We start from the raw sequence: 18849 nt of genomic DNA, 5'->3' as shown, positions 1-18849 counted from the left end.
TCGTATAATGAGAATAGTTTGCTTTTGCCCAGAGCACCTTACCTGATCGCCTATGATCATTCACTGGTTCCGGCGCGATCTGCGCCTGCGCGACAATACAGCTCTGCTAGCGGCGGCGGCGCAATCCGGCGGCGCGGTGATCCCGGTCTTTATCTTCGACGACGCGATTATCCACGGGCGCTTTGCCAGTCCGGCCCGCACCCAGTTCTTGCTCGACAGCCTCGCCGCGCTCGACGCCGAGCTGCGCGGGTTGGGGTTGTATTTGGTACTGCGGCGCGGCGAGCCGCTCCCCACCCTGATGGCCCTCTTGCGCGAGAGCGGCGCGCGTGGGGTGACGTGGAACCGCGACTATACGCCTTACGCCATCCAGCGCGATAGCGCAATCAAGCGCGAGCTGCGCGCCGCCGGTTATCTGGCCAAGAGCTACAAGGATGCGGTGATCTTTGAGATGAACGAGGTGGTGACGGCGGCCGGCCAGCCGTACACGGTCTACACGCCCTACGCCAAACGCTGGCGCGCCCGGCTTGAGAGCGAACCGGCGCAGGTGCAAGGCCTGCCTGCGCTGGCCGCCATCCCGTTGCCGGCGAGCGATCAACTACCGGCGTTGAACGAACTCTTGCCTGACGCGCCGGCTCGCGTGCCCCGCTTCGCTGCGGGTAAGACGGCAGCCCTCGCCGCCCTCGAACACTTCATCCAACATACCATTGCCAACTACGCCGCCGCGCGCGACCTTATGGCCGCCGCCGGCACCTCGCGCCTCTCGCCCTACCTGCGCTTTGGCGTCCTCTCACCGCGCCAATGTGTGGTTGCGGCGCGGGCCGCGCCGCCCGGGCCGGGGCCAGAGAGTTGGATCGGCGAGTTGATCTGGCGTGATTTCTACGTGCAGGTGCTCTACCATTTTCCGCACGCGCTGCGCGGCAGCTTCAAGCCGGTCTACGACCAAATCGCGTGGCCGAACGATCCAGCCCTTTTTGCCGCCTGGAAAGAGGGCAAAACCGGCTACCCGATTGTCGATGCGGCAATGCGCCAATTGCAACAGGAAGGCTGGATGCACAACCGCGCCCGCATGATTGTAGCGTCGTTCTTGACCAAAGACCTGCTGATCGACTGGCGGTGGGGCGAACGGCACTTCATGCATCTGCTGATCGACGGCGACCCGGCGGCCAATAACGGTGGTTGGCAATGGGCAGCCGGCACCGGCACCGACGCCCAACCCTACTTCCGCATTTTCAACCCGGTCAGCCAAGGGCAAAAATTCGACCCCGACGGTGCATATGTGCGGCGTTACGTCCCCGAACTGGCCCGCGTACCGGCGCGCTTCATCCACGAACCGCACCAACTGCCGGCAGCCGACCAGATTCGGGCCGGGGTGCAGATCGGGCGCGACTACCCAGCCCCGATCGTCGATCACGCCACCCAGCGCATGCGCGCGCTCGAACTCTACCGCGCCGCCACCCGTCACAACGGCACTGCCACGGAACAGTATGCTTGACGATCAGACCCGGCTCGAATTTCCGGCCAGCGGTCTGACCGACGTACCGCTGGTTTGGCAACCGCAAGTCGTGCGCTGCGGCGCCGCCGGCCCCGGCGGACGCCCGCTGATGGTTTTGATCGACACCGGCACCGACCCCTCGGCGATTAACCTCACACTGGCCCGCCGGCTCGATCTGCGCATCGGCGATTTCGCCCTCGGCTCTGATGCCACCTCTGACGCAGTGCCCTTTACCGAAACGGTGCTGCCTTGGCTACGCATCGGCGAATTGACGCTGCGCAACCTCTACCTGATGGCGGTTGACCTCACCTATGCCCCGTTTCCGGTGGACATCGTGCTCGGCTACAACGTTCTCCACCAGCTCAACCTATCTATCAACTACGCCACCCAGAGCTTGCGCCTCTGCCACCCCGACCTCACCCCGCCGCCACCCGGCTCCAACGGCGCTACCTTGCCGCTGCGCTTCTTCGAGCACTTTCCGGCGATCACTGCGCGCGTCACCGCGCCGCACCCAGCCGACCTACTGCTCACCATCGATACCGGCTCGAACAGCGACCTTACCCTCAGCCCTGATCTCGCTGCTGCAGTTGGCCTCAACACACGCGCCACCCCTGCCACCACCGGCCACGGCTTCGCCGCCGCCGCGCCGGTCGCGCTCGGCATGGCGGTCGATCTGCAACTTGGGCCATTCCACCTGCGCGACGTCGCGGTTGACGTGCCCGCCACCAGCCATGGCGACCTTGGCCGGCGGGGGAGGGCTAACGCCGGCAACCGGCTGCTCAGCCGCTTCCGGCGCGTTACCCTCGACTACCGGCGCGAAGTGTGCATTGTGGACGCTTAAGACGGCGCAGAGCGAGCAGAGGCGCAAAGCGGTTAACGCAAAGCCGCAAAGGACGCCAAGAACGCAAAGTTTTCAAACGCGAAGGCGCGAAGGATTCTGGGGGAGGGCTGGGGGTGGGGTCCCTCGCCCCCAGCGGGTGCGAGTTGAGGTAGAAGAGCAGCGCTAAAAAGCATACTATGTACCTAGTACGTCGCAAAACCAGTTCGAGATTGGGGAAGACGGTACTATTGATAGCGGGTATCAGGAATGAAGGTAATGCTAAACGAAATCTAAATCTTTGTTTAACGACAACTACTGCGCGCTATGAGACAGCCGAACCATCTTCCAGCGTGAGCGGTGCAAGTTATCACCCAGCGGGTCACACATTGCGCAGAAAGTTCTAGACAATGGCAAGTCCTATGCACCATTACCCTCGTAAACTTACCATGCTGCTCATCTTCGTGCTGTTGGTCGCTTCGCTGCCTGTTCCAGCTTATTCCTCAACGAACCCGAGAGTCACCTTCCCAATCATCCCCTACGGCAACGGAGAAGGCAATTTCGACGCCAATGGAGTTGGGCAAACCACCGGTGTCACACCTAACCCGCTGGTAGGCGATTACCGTTAGGGCTGGCACGATACGTCGGGTAATTACGATCAAGGTTGGTTCGATCAAATCGGGTTGCCCGCCAACCGCGTGTACTACGACGACTACAAACGCTTTGTGTGGCGCGCGTTGGAACGGGAAAAGGACAACTTCACCCCCGGCATTAACCTGATCGAATGGCACCTCGAGCAGGCGGCCCAGCGCGGACGCCGGTTTGCATTTCGGGTGATGATTTTGAGCGAGTATGAAGGCGATGGCGATGGTCAAACCGACGGCTTGACTGGCGTGCCCGATTACATTGCCAACGATCCGGCAATGGGCCGCAGGTTTGCATCCTCTAAGGCCGAATGCAACAACATGTTCGTGCCGTATCGGAACAATCCGGCCTTTCTTGATCGGGTTGAAGCGCTGATGAATGCGTTCAGCCGGTTCGACGGCGATCCGCGGCTGGCCTACGTTGACATCGGCATCTACGGGCATTGGGGTGAGTAGCACATGAGCGGGATGGGTTTTAGCAGCATTCCGCCAGAGATCAATGCCACGCCTAAAACTCGGATGCGGCTGGTTGATATGGTCAACCAAGCGTTTCAGCAGACGCGCGTCACCAGCACCACCACTGCCCCGCTGTACAACTACCCGGTGCAGGTCACACTCGACACTACCGCCTTGATCGCTGCCGGCAAACTGCGCCCCGATTGCGGCGACCTGCGTTTTGCCGACGAATTCAGCTCGCTCGACTATTGGCTTGAAAGCGGCTGCAATACCGCTACCACGCGGGTGTGGGTAAAAGTGCCGCACCTGCCGGTCGGCACGAGCGCGATCACCGCGACCTACGGCAACGCGCTGCACACCAGCGCCAGCAGCAGCGCCGACACCTTCTTGTTCTTCGATGACTTCCAAGACGGTGTGATCAGTCCTTTTTGGAACATTTCCATTCCGAGCGGCGCGTTCTCCACCAGCGCCGAGACCGGCGGGCAACTGCGCGTAACCGGCCAAACCACCGCCGCCAACCAATTCAACATCGCTGGCTTCTCGCCTCACACGTGGAAGCTGACCCTCCCGCAAGACGTGGCGATCGACACCGAGCTGAGCATTGTGAATGGCCCAGACGGATTTAAGGCCGGGTTGGGAACGATGCTCAACCTGCAGGGATCGGTTACTGGCGGCAGCACATTGCCTTTTGGCAAAGCGGCTGGCAAATGGTCGAGAAGAGCACCGTCACCAGCGGCGTCTTCAACCGGCGCACCTTCAGCATCGGTCTGACCGGTTCGACAACGCGAACGCTGCGCTGGCGCGAAGATGGCAATTTGAATACGGTGCTCGCCACGACAACCACGTTGACGCCAGTCCTCGGCTTCTTCAGCTACGGGCCAGTACCGTCGCCAGCTTTGACGTGCGCTTCGACAACGTGCGCATCCGGCCTTCGCCTTCCCTGAACCGCAGGCGACCGCTGGCGCAGAGCAGGTGATCGGCGTGCGCGTGCTGATCGGCGACACCCCCTGCCGGAACATTGTGCCAGTCGATGCGACGCTGCTGTACTCCACGGCCCCGCCGCACGCACCGGGATGGGTGGATGTGACGGCCATCAACCCCGACGGCGAACGCGATACCTTGGTCGAGAGTTTGTGGTGCGGCGATCAACCGCCCCCCGGCGTTCACCTGCTGTACGTACCGGCAGGGCAGCGCTAGGTCAGCGCCGAACCAACGCATGCGGAATAGCCGCCAAAAGACGCAACAGGTACAAAACGATCTTGTGTTTCTGGTGGCTCTTTACGACTATTCCCCATTGCCCTCCCAGCCTCCTCCCGCTGGGGGGAGGGCAAGTTTTACCGCAGAGGGCACTGAGGATGCGGAGGGGGGAAGCATCCTGTCATTGCGAGGGCACGCAGCGCCCGAAGCAATCTCACCCTTCGGCGGAACCCATGCCTGAGGGGATAGCTCCCGTACTCGCGGGGGATTGCTTCGCCTCGCTTCGCTCGGCTCGCAATGACAACCGGGAAAGTACATCTTACCAAAAAACCTTTGCGTCCTCCGCGGAACCGGACAGCCGTCCGGCGCTACCGCGGCTTTGTGTTATACCCACTGCGCCAATGTGCTGCCCGTTCAATCCTTAACACTCACCTACCGGCCATACCGCGCAGACAGCACCTCAGCCCCCAATCGGCCAAGCAGGACACGCCCGACCTCTCCCTCTGGATGCCATTCCATGCGGCTCCGTTCAAAATACTGGACAAGATAGGCCTGTCCATCATCGCGATTGACCTCGATACATTCTTCGCTAATGGGGTAGCTATGCCGTATCAGACCACCCATACTCTCCCAGTCGGTCTTGAACTGCCCGCGCAGGGTATGCCGCGTCTCCGGGAAATACGAGATAGCAGTATTGTTTGGTCACAGGGAGAAACGGCAGCTCTTGCGCAGCGCGGCGTTGGGCAGTGACCTCATTGCCCACCAGCCCCAACAAAGTCTGAACAGCCCACACGCCCGGTTTGAGTTCAGGGTGATATTCGAGCCGTGTGCGCTCGAAGTATTGCACGAGATATGACCAAGGAGCATCAGGTTCCAGCTTGAAACGCGACTACGAGATGGTCTCCTGCCAAGCAATAGTGATTGCCATCGAGCAAGAATGCCACAATCTGCAATCTGCGACAAACGTCAAAACAGCTTGGTGTACCATGAGCCATAGATATTGGCAATTCACGCACAGCGCCGGCGACCAAGCTCAACCATTACATTGCGCATCTGCCCGGAAATGAGGGATCACACGGCAGTGCGACGTGATACGTGACACCCATGCGCCACCTGCTCGCCATCTTCATCACGCTGACTCTGCTCATCCCGGCGGGATCACGGCTGCCGCTCGCGGTAGCGCCAGCCAATCCGCCGCCGGTCCGCACACCGGCTTGCCCGCAGCCGGCCTACCCCGATGCGGCGGCCCTACTGGCGGTGTTGCCGCAGGCGAACTATGACTGCACCGAGCAGATCGCGGCGGCGTTGCGGCCACGGATCGAGCCAGAGCACGTGCATGCGCTGTTGGGTATCGCTGGCGATGCGGCGGTCGATGATCGCACCCGGCGCAATGCGCTGCGTATCTTGGGCCGCTTGGCCGAGAGCGGGCCGGCGACGCGGGCCCGCGAGTTGATGGCGCAGCAACAGGGTGCCGTGCAGACAGTGGCAATCACGCTGCTTGAGCGCGAACGCGATAATTTTCTATTGCAAGATGCGGTTTGGTTGCTCGATGGAATCTATTACCCAAGCTGGGCCGCGGCGGCGGCGCTCGAACAGGTGGCACTCACGGACGGCTACGCGCCAGCCTTGCGCTACCGCGTCGCTCGCGCTCGCGCAAGGCTGATCGCCGCCGAACGCGGGCCGCTCAGCGCGGATGCGCGCCAGTTTATCGCGACGGCACTGACCAGCGCTGATCCCGGTGTGCGCACCGCCGCCGCTGAAGCGATCAGTTTTCTGCGAGATGACCAGCTCAGCGAGCGCACAACGTGGCAGCACGCGGTGGCGGCGGCGCTGGCCGCTGAACCGCCGTTGCAAGTAGCCGCGGATGGCGGCGACCCGCGTGGCGCGGCGTTGCTCACCTTCCTTGAGAGTACGCCGACTGCGCTGACCGCACGGGCAGCGTTGGCTCGCGCCGCCGACCGGCTGGCCGACAAATGGGCCGCTGCGCCGCGCTTTCATGCGGTGCGCCAAGACTACGAGCAACTGGCTTTGCCGGTTGAAACCACGACACCGACCGTCCTCCTCCGTACCGGCCCCGCCGCTGCGACGGATGCCGATACACTAGCAGCGACGGTGGCCAACGCTTATGCCCAGACCCGCCGCTTGCTGGAGCCGGTCGGCGCCACGCCGATCCCCAGCGAAGAGCGGTTGCCGCTGCGGGTGCTGATCTTTCCCAGCCAAGCCGCGTATCGCGACTATATGCGCGCCTTTACACCCTTTACCGTCGATGTTGATGGCATTTACGACGTGCAGCAGAACACGCTCTACAGCTACCGGCGCGGCGAAGGCCAGACCGCGAATGCACTCGAAGCGACGTTGCGTCACGAAACCTCCCATGCCGTCACTGCTGCGTACCTCTTCCCCGGCCAGTGGCTCAGCCCCGGCTACCACGCCGAACCAAAGGGTTGGTTTGATGAGGGTTTGGCCGAAGTAATGGCTGCGCAGACCCAACCTGAGGGGCCGCTGCAACCGCACCGCCGCCATCTCGCCACGATCTGCGCGCTGCCGCTCAAACCAGCGTTGGCCGATATAGTGGCCCGCCGCGAGGGGTACGATCAGTACGGGATGTTCGACTACCCAGCGGCATGGGCATTGATGCACTTCCTGCTCACCGAACGGCCAGCCGCCGCTGCCGCCTTCAGCAATGCGTGGCGTACCCAGACCTACCGCCTGCGCGATTGGCCACAATTGGGCGGCTGGCCGGATTGGGCCGCCGCCGAAGCCGATTGGCATGCCGCGATTGAGCGGTGGTGCCGGTAAACCGGTAAAGCCGCCCGGCGGTGCGGCTCTTACCTCGCCGAGCATCCCTATCGTACAGCCGCCCGGCGGTGCGGCTCCCCATCCCCGCACCAAGCAGTTTTCGAGTGTAAAGCACGCCGAGGGGCAACGTCATGTCGAGCCGCTCGGCGAGCGACCCCCACGTACTCAAACATATCGACACAAGCGATGATACAATTCGATAATAGCCCGTTCTCCAAGCAGGGCCTTGATCTAGCCATATCAGAGCTTACGTGATCGTAACATCGTTTATTCCAAACCCGACCATGCTCACTCCCCTCAAAACCCGCGCTCGCGCGCTCAAACACGAAGCCTACGCGCTCGCCATCGCGATGCGCGATCCGCGCACGCCGTGGTACGCCAAAGCATTTGTGGCCTTGGTGGTGGCGCATACCTTCAGCCCCATCGACCTTATTCCCGATTTCATCCCGGTCTTGGGGTATCTCGACGATCTCATCATCACGCCGTTAGGCATCTTTCTCGCTCTCAAACTGATCCCTCCCGCAGTGATGACTGAGGCGCGGCAGCAGGCTGCCATCCGCATAGCGCACGAGAAGCCAGTGAGTTGGGCCGGCGCGGTATTGGTGATTGGCGTCTGGATTATCGCTATCGGCGTGATTGGGTGGATCGTGATAGGCAACTAGTGCGCTCATATCCCAAATGATGTCGCCACGACATAGGGCAGAGACAGGTGATACTTCCCGATAACGCGATTGCTATACCCAATCTACCGCCGGCGCCGCGATTATTCGGTCGCCAGCGCCACGTCTATGCTATTCAAGCCCTGCTCAACGAAACCCGCCTTGTCACGAGCACTGGCGCTGGCGGCAGCGGGAAGAACCATCTGGCCCTGCATCTTACCCACTCGCTAATGGCACGGTTCCCTGATGGGGTCTGGTGGTGCGAGCTTGGGCCAGTCGCTCGGCAGCGGCACCAACGGCGGCTCAGCAGCGATCAGCTATGGTCGTGAGATCTCTGCGCAGACCGGCCAAGGCCGGGTGATCGCCCTCGGCGAAGACTGGCAACCCAAAATCATCTCCATAGCTATTGCACCCATCAAGCCATCCGATCCAGCATCGCAACTTGTGCGCTTAGTGATGCGCTCTAACTCGCTCACCGCGTTGCACCCATCAAGCCATCCGATCCAGCATCGCAACCCTTTATGCGAGTGAGCTGGACGCTAGCCGGCGCAGGTACGGCATCGGTAGCGAGCGCCACTACCGGCTACTTGCTGCAACGCCGCACCGCCGATAGAATCTGGGAAGACCTCGCCATCGTGCCGCCGGGAACGACTGAATGGGACGACACCACCGCTCAACCCAGCGTAGCCTATGCCTACCGGCTACAGCGGTAACGGCGGCGTACTTGAGGTACAGAATAGATGTGAAACGGCATTTGAGGTGGGTCAAGCCAATATCGCCCCAGAAGAGCGGGTAACGCTCGATGTGATGGCAACAGGAAACGAGTACATTCTCGTGTCAATATCTAGCAACTTCTCACAATACGTTCCTACCCAAAACACACCAATCGAACTCATTGGCACGCTTGGCAACCAAGCCATTACTGTGCGCTTTACGAAAACAGCCGAGCTGTGCGAATGAGCTATCCAAATCCACCCAGGCGTGCAGCGAGGTTGCAACCAGTTTTTGTCCGTGACAGCAGTAGCGGCGGGGACTGAACAATGTCCAGTCCCCTCAAGAGTGTGTTCAGCTTGCCCTAAGCCGCTCACATCCTCTCACACCCCCGACCGCATCTCGCCGCGCCCATTGATATAGGCGTACGCCATGCGCGGCGTATTCCACGCCAACCCGACCGTGCCGTCCGGTGTCAACACAATCACCCCGCCACGCCCCTCAGGCGCCAACTCACCCAGTAGACGGATCCCGGCCTCAGCGGCTTCTTGCGGGCTGATCCCGTCTTCGAGCAGCTCAACCACGCGGCGAGCCAGCGCCACGCGCGTAATCGCCTCACCCCAACCGGTGCAAACTGCCGCGCCGGCCGGCGTCGCATACAACCCGCAACCGATCAACGGCGTATCTCCCACCCGGCCCGGCAGCTTAAACGGCGTGCCGCCAGTCGAATTCGCCGCCACCAGATTGCCGGCCCGGTCGAGCGCAATCGCCCCCACCGTATCGTGGCCGCTCGCAGGCGGCGGCGCCGCACCTTTAGCCTTCCATTCCAGCCACAACTGCCGTTCGCGCTCGACGATCAGATCTTCATTCGCGCAAAACGGCATCCCCACCGCCGCCGCAAACTCCTCGGCGCCGGAACCGACCAGCATCGTCGCCGGGCCGGTGAGCACATGGCGCGCCAGCGTGATCGGATTGCGAATGCGGCGCAGACCAGCGACGGAGCCATAGCGCAACGTGCGCCCATCCATCAACGCCGCGTCGAGCTCCACCGTCCCGGCGCTGGTCAACACCGAACCGGTGCCGGCATCAAAAATCGGGTCATCTTCCATCACCCGCACCGCCGCCTCAACCGCATCGAGCGCGCTGCCGCCGGCTTGCAAACGCTGCCAACCCACCTCCCGCGCCGCCGCGCAGCCGGCGACATGGGCCGCCACTTGATCATCAGGGATCGCCCACGCCCCACCGTGAACGATCAACGCCATCAACGACTCGGTTGCCACTATGCACCTTCCATCATTCAAGCGTGTATATCGAGAACGCAGTATGGTTCTCTCCCCTTCCGAGGGGAGGGCTAGGAACGCAAAGACGCCAAGACGTAGAGAGTGCAGAGATTAGCCATCACCTCGCGTATACTTCGCCTAACATTCCTTTGCGCACTTCGCGCAGCCGGACAGGCGTCTAGCTCTCCTGCGCCTGACAAAATCAAAACCGCCGCCCCAAAGGCGGCGGGTCACTGGTGGAGCCAAGGGGATTCGAACCCCTGACCTCAACACTGCCAGTGTTGCGCTCTTCCAACTGAGCTATGGCCCCGAGCGTGGTGGAGGTGAGGGGATTCGAACCCCTGACCTCGACAGTGCGATTGTCGCGCTCTACCAACTGAGCTACACCCCCGCTCACACCGCGTCATCTTACCACGAATAGCGCCGGATGTCAAACGGTGAAGTGGGGTTGGGGAGAGACGGAGCAGCGCATTGGCTTAGGCATTTTAGAGTGTGACAAGCAGCTATCCTCATTGACAGCAGGTGTGGCAACAGGATACAAATAGTAGTAATGCATCTATGGTGTGGCCTATTCCCACACAACACAGCGTTTTAGGTAGATAGCCGGATCTGGTCAAGTGTGCTAGACAAGGTGTTAAGCAAAAGTTGGTTACAAGCACTGCTCAACCACACCACCCTTTCAACTTAGGAACCCGTGGCTTACAAAGCGGCATTGCGCGCGCAAGTTATCAAATCAAGGCAGGAATTTCACCGTATCTTTTGAAACCATCCGCGCTTACCCCAGCAACGTGTTGAATAATATAGACAACCTACGATCATGCAATTCTCGAATATGATCCTACCCGCGAAGCCCGCATCAAACCCGCCAACGTCGCTGGCTACCCATCAGTGGGAAGATGGGCCGCATCCCATCTTCGAGATAACTCATCAAGATCGGCGGTTAGCATTCTTCCGTCCCAGCGTTGGCACGCCGATAGCGGCAGGATTCCTTGAAGAAGCGATTGAGCTTGGCTGCCGAAAATTCATCGCTTGCGGCGAATGTGGCGGACTTGACCAGCACGCCGGCGGCTTGATCGCCGTCTCGGCGGCGGTGCGCGCCGAATGCGTTTCGTACCATTATCTTCCGCCAAGCCGCGAAGTCGTGGCCGATGAAACTGGCGTCAAGGCCCTCGTAGACACCATCCGCCAGCGCGGTCTCTCTTATCGCCTTGGCAAAACGTAGACGACCGATGTCCCCTACCGTGAGACAGCGCACACCATCACCCAACGCCAAGCCGAGGATTGTCTCGCCGTCGAAATGGAAACGGCGGGGATGATGGCGGTAGCACAATTTCGCGGGGTAACGTTTGGGCAGGTCTTATGCAGTGGCGACGATGTGAGCGGGAGTGTATGGGATCAGCGTGCATGGCAGTCGAGAATCGATATTCGCCAGAGTCTCTTCTGGCTGTGCGCCGATGCGTGTCTTGCACTTTGACGTGGTTGCCTAACATCGCCGGACACTAGCTAAGCATAAGGAAGCACTGTGAATCTACCTGCATACGAATATCGCGGCCTCATGGCGGAAGCATGGGATGTGCTGCGTAACGACACAGCGAACTGGGCAGACCGCCATTTCTACCTTGCCGTTATCCGGCAGTACGGCCAACCAGTGCTCGATGTGGGCTGCGGCACTGGACGATTATTGTTAGATTATATGCAGCAAGGGATTGATATTGATGGCGTTGACAATTCGCCAGAGATGTTGGCTATCTGCCGGCATAAAGCAGACCAACTGCACTTACAGCCGGTATTATACGAGCAATATTTGGAATGCTTAGCGCTTCCGCGCAGATATCAGACTATTCTCGTGCCATCAAGTTCATTGCAGTTAATCACTGACTTGGCGGCAGTGGAGCAGGTTATGGCTCGGCTCTATGAACACATGTTGCCGGGTAGCGTCATTGTCGCATCCTTCATGACGCTGTGGCAAGCAGGTGAACCGCTTACGTCGGAAGATGAGCAAACCGCCGTTCGAGCAGCGGACGGCGTCGCGTTTCGCAGAGTGGCGCGTACTTGGTTCGATCCGGTGAGCGACAGCGAGCATACAGAGGATGTCTATCAAAAGATCATTGCTGGTCATGTGGTTGAGGAAGCCTTGTATCGCCGCTCACCAGCAACTCGCTCGTACAGCCAATCGCAAGCGCGCGCGTTATTTGAACGAGCCGGTTTCCAGCATGTGCGCTTGTTGAGCGGGTTTACAAGTGATGCTGCCAAACCGGAAGATCGGTTGTTTACAGTGATGGGACACAAGCCGTTGGTTGCATAAAGGCGCTGCCCAACATTACTGGGCAAGCGACAACATCTGCCTCGCTCAAAGGCCAAGCAGTAGCATCATACCCGCACACAACCCAACCGAATCGGAGGCCTCAAGCCGATGCCAAATCCACCAGCGCCGATCACGATTGTCAACGTTGGCTACCGCTCAACTAACTACTGGGTTGTCAGCGCAGGCGCTTCACGCCTGCTAGTCGATATCGGCTATCCGGGAACGCTCGGCATGATGAAGGCGCATCTCAGGAAGATGGGGGTGCCGCTGCGCGAAATTCGCTACGCGCTCGCCACCCACTATCACATTGACCATGCCGGCCTTGCCGAAGAATTGAAACGCGAAGGCGTTCCCCTGCTTGTGCTTGATGTTCAGGCGCCGGCCATTCCGCTTATGAAACGATATACGAAACCAAGCGATCACTATGTTGAGATAACAGAGCACGGCAACGTCATCATCTCGTTCGCGCAGAGCCGCCAACTCTTGCGCCAGATTGGCATTGGCGGCGAAATCCTGGCCACACCCGGCCATACCGAGCATTGCGTCTCGCTGCTGCTTGATAATGGTTCAGCGTTTACCGGCGATCTTCCACCGGAAGCGATGGCGTTCGATAATCCCGTTGCACTCGCGAGCTGGCAACTCCTCAGATCCAAAGGGGCGCGCCGCGTGTACCCTGCCCACGGCCCGATATGGCAGAAATTGTAAGAAATCGCTGTGTAGTTTCAGATCAACCCTGAAGAGTTCCTCCGCATCAGTATCGAAGAGTTGCTGAATCGACCTGACAAAGCATTCCAACAAGCGTTAGCATATATCTTGCAGAAGAATGCTGAACTCTACCGGCGGCTAGCGTGATGCGTTATCTGAACGTTCGCCAGATTTTAGAAATTTATCGTCGAGTGATGCAACTGTCGGACGGCATTGGTATTCGTGATTTTGCTGCCTTAGAGTCGGCAGGAGCATAGCCACGCATAACCTTTGGCGGAGAAGAACTTTACCCGACAATAGTCGAGAAGGCTGCTGCGCTCGGCTTTTCGCTGATTCAAAATCACCCGCCTATCGATGGTAACAAGCGAACAACACACACCGCTATGGAAACATTTCTTGTGTTAAATGGGTTTGAAATTAGTGCAACCGTAGATAAACAAGAAAAAGTGATCCTGCAAGTTGCCTCAAGCGATCTAACACGCGATGCCTTTACGTACTGGTTGAACTCTCATATTGAACAAAGAGGATGAGCTAATATAAGGCCATCCAGCAGTATTTGAATTTGGGAGTCATTGATGAGCTCGAAATAACCCTAGTGGCGGTGTTGTTCGGCCTCGCCGATGACCTCCGCAAGGCCGGGCACATCGTCCATACGCTGGATCTCTTCGCTGGCCATATCTTCAATGACCTCGCGCAAGGGATGAAATTCGTAAACGGATTGGGTGTTGCTGAGGCGATGATGCGCGGCGAGCAAGCCGTGCAAACGCTGCCGCGAGACTTGGTCTACGCCGGATTCGCGCTGGGCGTGCTACCGGCCCAAAAGCCGGCCCAAACCCGCTTTGGCGCGCGCGGGGCGCTGTTTGTTAGTTCGTGTACGCCGGTCGCCGCGTTTGGTCTAGCGTGGCCGCCGCACCTGCCAGTGCCAATCTATGCCATAGAGGCCGATCCGATCTTCGTTGGCGACGGCGATAGCGAAGCGGCGCGCGACCTCATTGCCCAAGCTGTGTATGGCGAACTGTTGCTGTATCCGGGCAATCAACATCTGTTTATGGACAGTTCGCTGCCAGTTTATGACGCTGGAGCAACCGCCCTCCTCCTCAGCAGAGTTCTGGCATTTCTCGCAGCGATAGAGCATGCGGTTTGCGCGAACAGTGCCACCGCGAAACGCACCAATCACTCCATCCGCTCAAAAATATCCATATTCTGTTACAATATCTGCGTTGCAAAAGGTGCAACTTGGTGGTCATCGCATTATGTTTTGCAGAGGAGGTGGGTTTGTGACCGAAACGATCAAGCCATCAAACAGTAACCGGCCATTGGTACTGATCGGATTACTCGTTACGCAACTGCTGGCGCTGGTCTCAATTCTGTTGATCTGGCTGCCCGGCGCATTTATCTCGTTAGTGGCAGAGAACCCAGAGGGAACGGTGCCGCTGTGGTTAATTGCCTTCTACGGCTACCCCATCTACCCCTTGGTGATGTCGATCGGCGCATGGATCGCCTACGCTCGCCGCAACGATAAGCTCGCCGCCATTTTGGCCGCTTTGCTGATCCCGCCCATTCTGTTGTTTGTGGTTGTTATTTTCCTCAATTGGTAAACTACCGATAACCCCGTGCGCAGGGTTGCATCCTGAGTATACAGGACGACTTTGCCAGCAATGGTTCGAGTTGGCGAGCATATCTCTCTGCCCACCCTGCCGATAGCGCACCTCTTGGGTGTATACCCCTTTGCACTATCAGTTTGCTGCTCAATCCACATGCGCACCTGAAACTGCGCCGCTACTTGGTATTTCTCTATGAACACGTCGATTCTATCTTAACCTTTTTATCAAGAAGTTAATTGTCATTCACGAAACTATCCTTAAACATCTTTCTTTCATTAGAAGATAGTGATATGATCGTATTGAAGGATCGTATCCACCAGCACAATACTACGTTCAATGACAACAGTTCCAAATTTCAACTAATCAACCTCGCAAGTTTACCCAACGCAACTCAACACTTTCATATCGCTCCCAGCATCATGAGGATACACCTATTGCGATAGCGCGCAGGGAAGTTTACAACCGGCGCAACGACGGCTCCAACCGAGCCCATCACTACGCGAAAGGAGGATCTGCGATGAAACGCGCATGGTTGATTCTGGCGAGTATCCTCTTCGTCGCTTGCGGCCCGGCCACTACCATCGCTCCCACACCCACCGTCACCCAAGCGCCCACCAGCACGCCTACCCCCACCGTTATGCCATCACTTACCGCCACGCTCGTGCCGGCCGTGACGGCCACCGCTACTCCTACCCCTACTCCAATCGGCGGCACGTTCTCCACCGCTACCAGCTCCCCGGCGGGAAAAGGCTACGCTTTCGAGTTTACCCATGAAGTCGCGAGCGGTTTCGCCACGATCCATGGAGCAGCGCACACCTGCGCCGGCTTCCGCGGGCCGTGGGACGGCACGTTTGAGATGATGTTCACGGCGGAACGGTTGCAAGCCAGCGGCTCAGGGGCATTTCAGTTCACGCTGCCGCCTGACAGCCTCTACGTGTCAGGGAAAGCGCCTTATTCCGGCAGTGGCGCCGCCGGTCGCTGTGCGATCGCGGATGTAAGCGGGCCGCTGACGTATGAGTTAACGTTTAGCCCGGATGGCCGCACCGTTGATGTGATCATGGGCAGCACTGGCGCCGAAACGATCACGATCGTGTGTGCTGATATGACCGTGACCATTCCCTTCGCTATCGCGTGGGGGCCTGATTCGCTGACCGTCCCGATCACGCCGTACCAAAATTGCCCGTAACAATGCTGCCCATGTCGCTTGCCGTGGTGGTATGGTATCCACAAAGCAACTCGCCATCACAGCACCTATCGGTACGAGGGCAGCGATCATCGCATCAATAGTATGGGCTTAACCTGTCTGAGCTTCCACGTTTACGCGCGTGACACCGCTAGCGACTCGTTGCCACACCAAGCGGTAGCACTGGCTGTCGCAGCGGCCCAGCGACTTGGCTTTGAGCCAGTGGCCCGCGCTGAGGACGCCGAACGCACCCTGATCGCCATCGCCGAGCCGCCATGGATCAGTTACTTTGACCTCGCTAACCCGCCCGTGATCAGCGCAGAGACCATCGCGTGGGGTAAACAGTTCTCAGCCGCCGCCACCGGCCCGGTGCTGCTCACCTCGGTTTGGGATAGCGATGGTTTCGCGTTTCTGTCGTTTCAGGATGGCAAGCAAGTCGACACCTATGTGTCACGACGCGGTATGCTGCCGGGAAGATTGCGCAAATGGATGCCACAGCAACGAGCGACAGCGTGGAGCACATGGTTTGCGCGGACGGTTGCGCTGGCCGAGGTTGAGTCTGTAACTGCTCACGGTCTATTGATGGCAGACGCCTTGCTGAGGCGACTAAGCCAGATCGTTGGGTTGGCGTACCCGCTCTTGGCGCGCATCGCTCAAGACTTGCAAACTACCCCGTAGCCAAATCAGCAACTCGTGTATCTGCGCTCGCTCCCCGACCAGCAGACAGGTGGCCGTGTCGAACAGAAATACTCGTATCGGCATGTTCAGACCAAAGCAATCGCGCTGGCTGCCGGGAGCGAGACGGTTATCGCCTTTGAACTACACGGCCCGATCGGCGCGTTCAACGATCCGCGCTTAGAGCTGACCGGGCCGGCGATTGCAACCGATTTAGTTCACGTCGTCGAGGCGTCTGTCATCGTGGCCGAGGATGCACAGGTCATTCTCGCCGGTAAGGCCCATCGCTTCACGCCAACGATCGAGCAGCGCGAGCTCGATGGCCAACGCTGGATATGGATCACGGCGCATACAGTATCGGCTCAGCAGTGCGGCATTCCAGCCGGTAGACGATGCGTTGCGATCTATCTGTTGAAGCTGCGGGGCAGCATGGCTGGCAGTGGCACGTTCAAGGCGTTTTGTGCGCCTGACCCACGGACAATCCACACCATCCCGCTCCGGCCTCAGTTTATCGTGCATGTGCAAGAGTAGCCGGATGGCCGTGAAAGGAATGCCTATGACTGCCCTTACCCGCCGTCTGGCATAGTTACGGCGCGCTAGGTTGTGTAACGTTGCCTTCAGCAAGTTCACCGCAGATGCATATCATCTTCGGTACTATCGTGCCAGCAGCAGGTGCGGCCCTAATTATAGTCGCGGGGCCGCTCTATCTCGTTTCACAACCGCTCTCGGCGCGCGATTGTTTCCGACTGGACATGGGTGAACCGCAGATAGCGACTCAGTTTTCAACCGCGCTAGAGGCGTATCGATGAAGCGGAGCGCAGCAGACCAGTTTGCTGCCAGACAGCGGCTAGGCGAATGCGATGATGCGCTACTGTATGATTTGGCTGCAAACCACCTATTGCCAGTGCCGCGACCACCCCTACCACACTCTCATGATCTTGTTTGGGTGTTGTGTCGCGATCTGTCTTGTCACGATACCCCCGCATGCCCAGCACGGCGCTGGTCAGCGCGCGCTAGGGAGATTGTGCATCTGCGCGGCGTAGCCTTGCCATCGTTGATCCGTCACCCCAAGAGTTGAGGAACGAACAGAACATTTGATCGCCCACAACCGTTGATCGCTGTGTGATGCCTCAACGCTTGGCGCTGCACTCCCCTCTCCCGCGCTTTGTGCAATGCCTCAAAACTTAGCTCTGCCCCCCTCTCCCGCGCTAGCGGGAGAGGGGCTGGGGATGAGGGTGAAACGACACATCGTAAAGCCATCAACCACATCTGCGTTCATGGGTTCTGTCCGCCCTTGAACCCGCGCTTGTGAGAGAGGCTGGAGATGAGGGACACCGGCGCATCTCAACGCCATCGACTACATCTACGCTCGTGTGTACTATCCGCCCTTGAACCCCAAGAGCAAGCTCCTTCCAAGCTCATCATCTGACACTCTCCGCCGATGGCGCACAATGCAGTAACGTCGCGTATAATCAGCGCACAGCTCGTAAACCGTCTATATTATTGCGAAGGAGCATGGCATGTCTCAGGCGGCGGCGTTTGGCTGGGGAGCGATCATCGCTGTCCTCGGCGGGTTGATTGGATTGGGAGGGGCTGAGTTCCGGTTGCCGGTGCTGGCCAGCATCTTCAAGTATCGCACGTTGCAAGCGATTGTGATTAATCTGGTGGTCAGTTTGGTGACGGTGATCTTTTCGTTTATCTTTCGGACTGGGTTGGTGAATCTTGATCTGATCACTGCTCATGTCGATGTGATTCTCAATATTTTGGCCGGTTCGTTATTGGGTGCGTATGCCGGCGCCAATTTCGCGCTGCGGATTAACGAACGAGCATTGAAGCTGGTGGTAGTGATTTTTTTGTTGGTGTTGAGCTTTATTCTGATCGGCCATACCTTTATCGAAGGGTTGGGCAGCCTATCTTTGCCCGTTTGGCTGCGCACGATCACCGGATTTGCGGCTGGGATTGTGATCGGCATCTTTAGCAGTATGCTGGGGGTGGCCGGCGGCGAGATGATTATTCCCACGATTATGCTGGTCTTCGCCATCAGCATCAAGATCGCCGGCACGTTGAGTCTGGCGATTAGCATTCCGACGATCATGATCGGCTTGACCAAATATTACCGCCAAGGCAAACTCCACGAACTACGCGCCGAACGCGGCTTTATCGGCTGGATGGCCACCGGTTCGATTGTTGGCGCGTTGATTGGCAGTTCATTATTGCCGTTTGTGCCGAATGCGTTGTTGCACGTGTTGCTAGGCGTGATCTTGTTCGTGTCGGCGCTGAAGTTGTTGTCGCATGGGAAAGCCTAGCGACGGCCTCCGTGAC

At 58.9% G+C, this 18849-nt stretch carries 22 protein-coding genes, 2 tRNA genes and 2 pseudogenes; 22 read left to right on the top strand and 4 right to left on the bottom strand.

Annotation, left to right across the window (positions count from 1 at the left end):
* The first annotated feature begins 52 nt into the window (after window positions 1–52).
* From U9R61_RS01190 to U9R61_RS01160, 7 genes are all read left to right on the top strand, one after another.
* Window positions 53–1492, top strand: coding sequence for a deoxyribodipyrimidine photo-lyase (locus U9R61_RS01190; protein WP_322486999.1), 1440 nt, complete (start codon window positions 53–55; stop codon window positions 1490–1492).
* Window positions 1485–2333: a pepsin/retropepsin-like aspartic protease family protein gene (locus U9R61_RS01185; protein WP_322486998.1), complete on the top strand. Its 849-nt coding sequence runs from the start codon at window positions 1485–1487 to the stop codon at window positions 2331–2333. Before U9R61_RS01190 ends, U9R61_RS01185 begins: the two co-directional genes overlap by 8 nt.
* A 398-nt stretch (window positions 2334–2731) precedes the next feature.
* Window positions 2732–2938 (top strand): hypothetical protein, encoded by a 207-nt coding sequence (locus tag U9R61_RS01180; RefSeq protein WP_322486997.1) that lies wholly within the window; start codon window positions 2732–2734, stop codon window positions 2936–2938.
* A gap of 54 nt (window positions 2939–2992) precedes the next feature.
* The gene (locus tag U9R61_RS01175; protein ID WP_322486996.1) at window positions 2993–3409 is read left to right on the top strand and encodes a hypothetical protein; all 417 of its coding nucleotides are present in this window, start codon (window positions 2993–2995) and stop codon (window positions 3407–3409) included.
* Between the two features lie 3 nt (window positions 3410–3412).
* Entirely contained in the window at window positions 3413–4180 is a 768-nt protein-coding gene (locus U9R61_RS01170; RefSeq protein WP_322486995.1) for a DUF2341 domain-containing protein, read from the top strand.
* Window positions 4117–4353: a hypothetical protein gene (locus U9R61_RS01165; RefSeq protein WP_322486994.1), complete on the top strand. Its 237-nt coding sequence runs from the start codon at window positions 4117–4119 to the stop codon at window positions 4351–4353. The genes U9R61_RS01170 and U9R61_RS01165 overlap by 64 nt, the downstream gene beginning before the upstream one ends.
* Before the next feature lie 37 nt (window positions 4354–4390).
* Complete coding sequence (locus U9R61_RS01160) at window positions 4391–4606, top strand: IPT/TIG domain-containing protein (RefSeq protein ID WP_322486993.1); 216 nt, start codon at window positions 4391–4393, stop codon at window positions 4604–4606.
* Window positions 4607–5038: 432 nt separating this feature from the next.
* Here U9R61_RS01160 and U9R61_RS01155 read toward each other — a convergent pair whose 3' ends face one another.
* On the bottom strand, window positions 5039–5230 hold the full coding sequence (locus U9R61_RS01155; RefSeq protein WP_322486992.1) for a hypothetical protein: 192 nt from the start codon (window positions 5228–5230) through the stop codon (window positions 5039–5041).
* Between the two features lie 480 nt (window positions 5231–5710).
* Here U9R61_RS01155 and U9R61_RS01150 point away from each other — a divergent pair, with 480 nt between their 5' ends.
* The 5 genes from U9R61_RS01150 to U9R61_RS01130 all read left to right on the top strand — a co-directional run bounded on the left by U9R61_RS01150 (window position 5711) and on the right by U9R61_RS01130 (window position 9024).
* Window positions 5711–7405, top strand: a complete 1695-nt coding sequence (locus U9R61_RS01150) for a collagenase (RefSeq protein WP_322486991.1) — start codon at window positions 5711–5713, stop codon at window positions 7403–7405.
* 251 nt (window positions 7406–7656) lie between these two features.
* Entirely contained in the window at window positions 7657–8067 is a 411-nt protein-coding gene (locus tag U9R61_RS01145) for a YkvA family protein (RefSeq protein WP_322486990.1), read from the top strand.
* A 47-nt stretch (window positions 8068–8114) separates the two neighbouring features.
* Window positions 8115–8393, top strand: a complete 279-nt coding sequence (locus tag U9R61_RS01140; protein ID WP_322486989.1) for a hypothetical protein — start codon at window positions 8115–8117, stop codon at window positions 8391–8393.
* Window positions 8394–8585: 192 nt separating this feature from the next.
* A complete protein-coding gene (locus U9R61_RS01135) occupies window positions 8586–8777 on the top strand; it encodes a hypothetical protein (RefSeq protein ID WP_322486988.1) in 192 nt (63 codons plus the stop codon).
* Complete coding sequence (locus U9R61_RS01130) at window positions 8755–9024, top strand: hypothetical protein (RefSeq protein WP_322486987.1); 270 nt, start codon at window positions 8755–8757, stop codon at window positions 9022–9024. Before U9R61_RS01135 ends, U9R61_RS01130 begins: the two co-directional genes overlap by 23 nt.
* Window positions 9025–9158: 134 nt before the next feature.
* Here U9R61_RS01130 and U9R61_RS01125 read toward each other — a convergent pair whose 3' ends face one another.
* The 3 genes from U9R61_RS01125 to U9R61_RS01115 form a co-directional block, all read right to left on the bottom strand.
* Window positions 9159–10037: an isoaspartyl peptidase/L-asparaginase family protein gene (locus U9R61_RS01125; RefSeq protein WP_416208800.1), complete on the bottom strand. Its 879-nt coding sequence runs from the start codon at window positions 10035–10037 to the stop codon at window positions 9159–9161.
* Window positions 10038–10289: 252 nt separating this feature from the next.
* Window positions 10290–10365: transfer RNA gene (locus U9R61_RS01120), tRNA-Ala, on the bottom strand.
* 5 nt (window positions 10366–10370) lie between these two features.
* Window positions 10371–10446: transfer RNA gene (locus tag U9R61_RS01115), tRNA-Ala, on the bottom strand.
* Window positions 10447–10872: 426 nt separating this feature from the next.
* On the opposite strand from U9R61_RS01115, the pseudogene U9R61_RS19880 reads away from it, so the two are divergent.
* The 10 genes and pseudogenes from U9R61_RS19880 to U9R61_RS01065 all read left to right on the top strand — a co-directional run bounded on the left by U9R61_RS19880 (window position 10873) and on the right by U9R61_RS01065 (window position 18833).
* A pseudogene (locus U9R61_RS19880) lies at window positions 10873–11529 on the top strand (nucleoside phosphorylase).
* Between the two features lie 48 nt (window positions 11530–11577).
* The gene (locus U9R61_RS01105) at window positions 11578–12360 is read left to right on the top strand and encodes a class I SAM-dependent methyltransferase (protein WP_322486984.1); all 783 of its coding nucleotides are present in this window, start codon (window positions 11578–11580) and stop codon (window positions 12358–12360) included.
* Between the two features lie 108 nt (window positions 12361–12468).
* The gene (locus tag U9R61_RS01100) at window positions 12469–13065 is read left to right on the top strand and encodes an MBL fold metallo-hydrolase (protein ID WP_322486983.1); all 597 of its coding nucleotides are present in this window, start codon (window positions 12469–12471) and stop codon (window positions 13063–13065) included.
* Between the two features lie 146 nt (window positions 13066–13211).
* A pseudogene (locus U9R61_RS01095) lies at window positions 13212–13595 on the top strand (type II toxin-antitoxin system death-on-curing family toxin).
* Between the two features lie 32 nt (window positions 13596–13627).
* Window positions 13628–14374, top strand: a complete 747-nt coding sequence (locus U9R61_RS01090) for a dienelactone hydrolase family protein (RefSeq protein ID WP_322486982.1) — start codon at window positions 13628–13630, stop codon at window positions 14372–14374.
* Window positions 14343–14663, top strand: coding sequence for a hypothetical protein (locus U9R61_RS01085; RefSeq protein ID WP_322486981.1), 321 nt, complete (start codon window positions 14343–14345; stop codon window positions 14661–14663). Before U9R61_RS01090 ends, U9R61_RS01085 begins: the two co-directional genes overlap by 32 nt.
* A 523-nt stretch (window positions 14664–15186) precedes the next feature.
* Window positions 15187–15855: a hypothetical protein gene (locus tag U9R61_RS01080; protein ID WP_322486980.1), complete on the top strand. Its 669-nt coding sequence runs from the start codon at window positions 15187–15189 to the stop codon at window positions 15853–15855.
* 102 nt (window positions 15856–15957) lie between these two features.
* Complete coding sequence (locus U9R61_RS01075) at window positions 15958–16530, top strand: hypothetical protein (RefSeq protein ID WP_322486979.1); 573 nt, start codon at window positions 15958–15960, stop codon at window positions 16528–16530.
* 15 nt (window positions 16531–16545) lie between these two features.
* Complete coding sequence (locus tag U9R61_RS01070) at window positions 16546–17058, top strand: hypothetical protein (RefSeq protein WP_322486978.1); 513 nt, start codon at window positions 16546–16548, stop codon at window positions 17056–17058.
* Window positions 17059–18047: 989 nt separating this feature from the next.
* Window positions 18048–18833 carry a sulfite exporter TauE/SafE family protein gene (locus tag U9R61_RS01065; RefSeq protein WP_322486977.1) on the top strand — a complete coding sequence of 262 codons (786 nt, stop codon included), beginning with the start codon at window positions 18048–18050 and terminating at the stop codon, window positions 18831–18833.
* Window positions 18834–18849 lie beyond the last annotated feature (16 nt).

The organism is Chloroflexus sp. (assembly GCF_034431535.1).
In the GTDB taxonomy this organism is placed as follows: Bacteria; Chloroflexota; Chloroflexia; order Chloroflexales; family Chloroflexaceae; genus Chloroflexus.
This window is presented reverse-complemented; position numbering and strand designations above follow the sequence as displayed.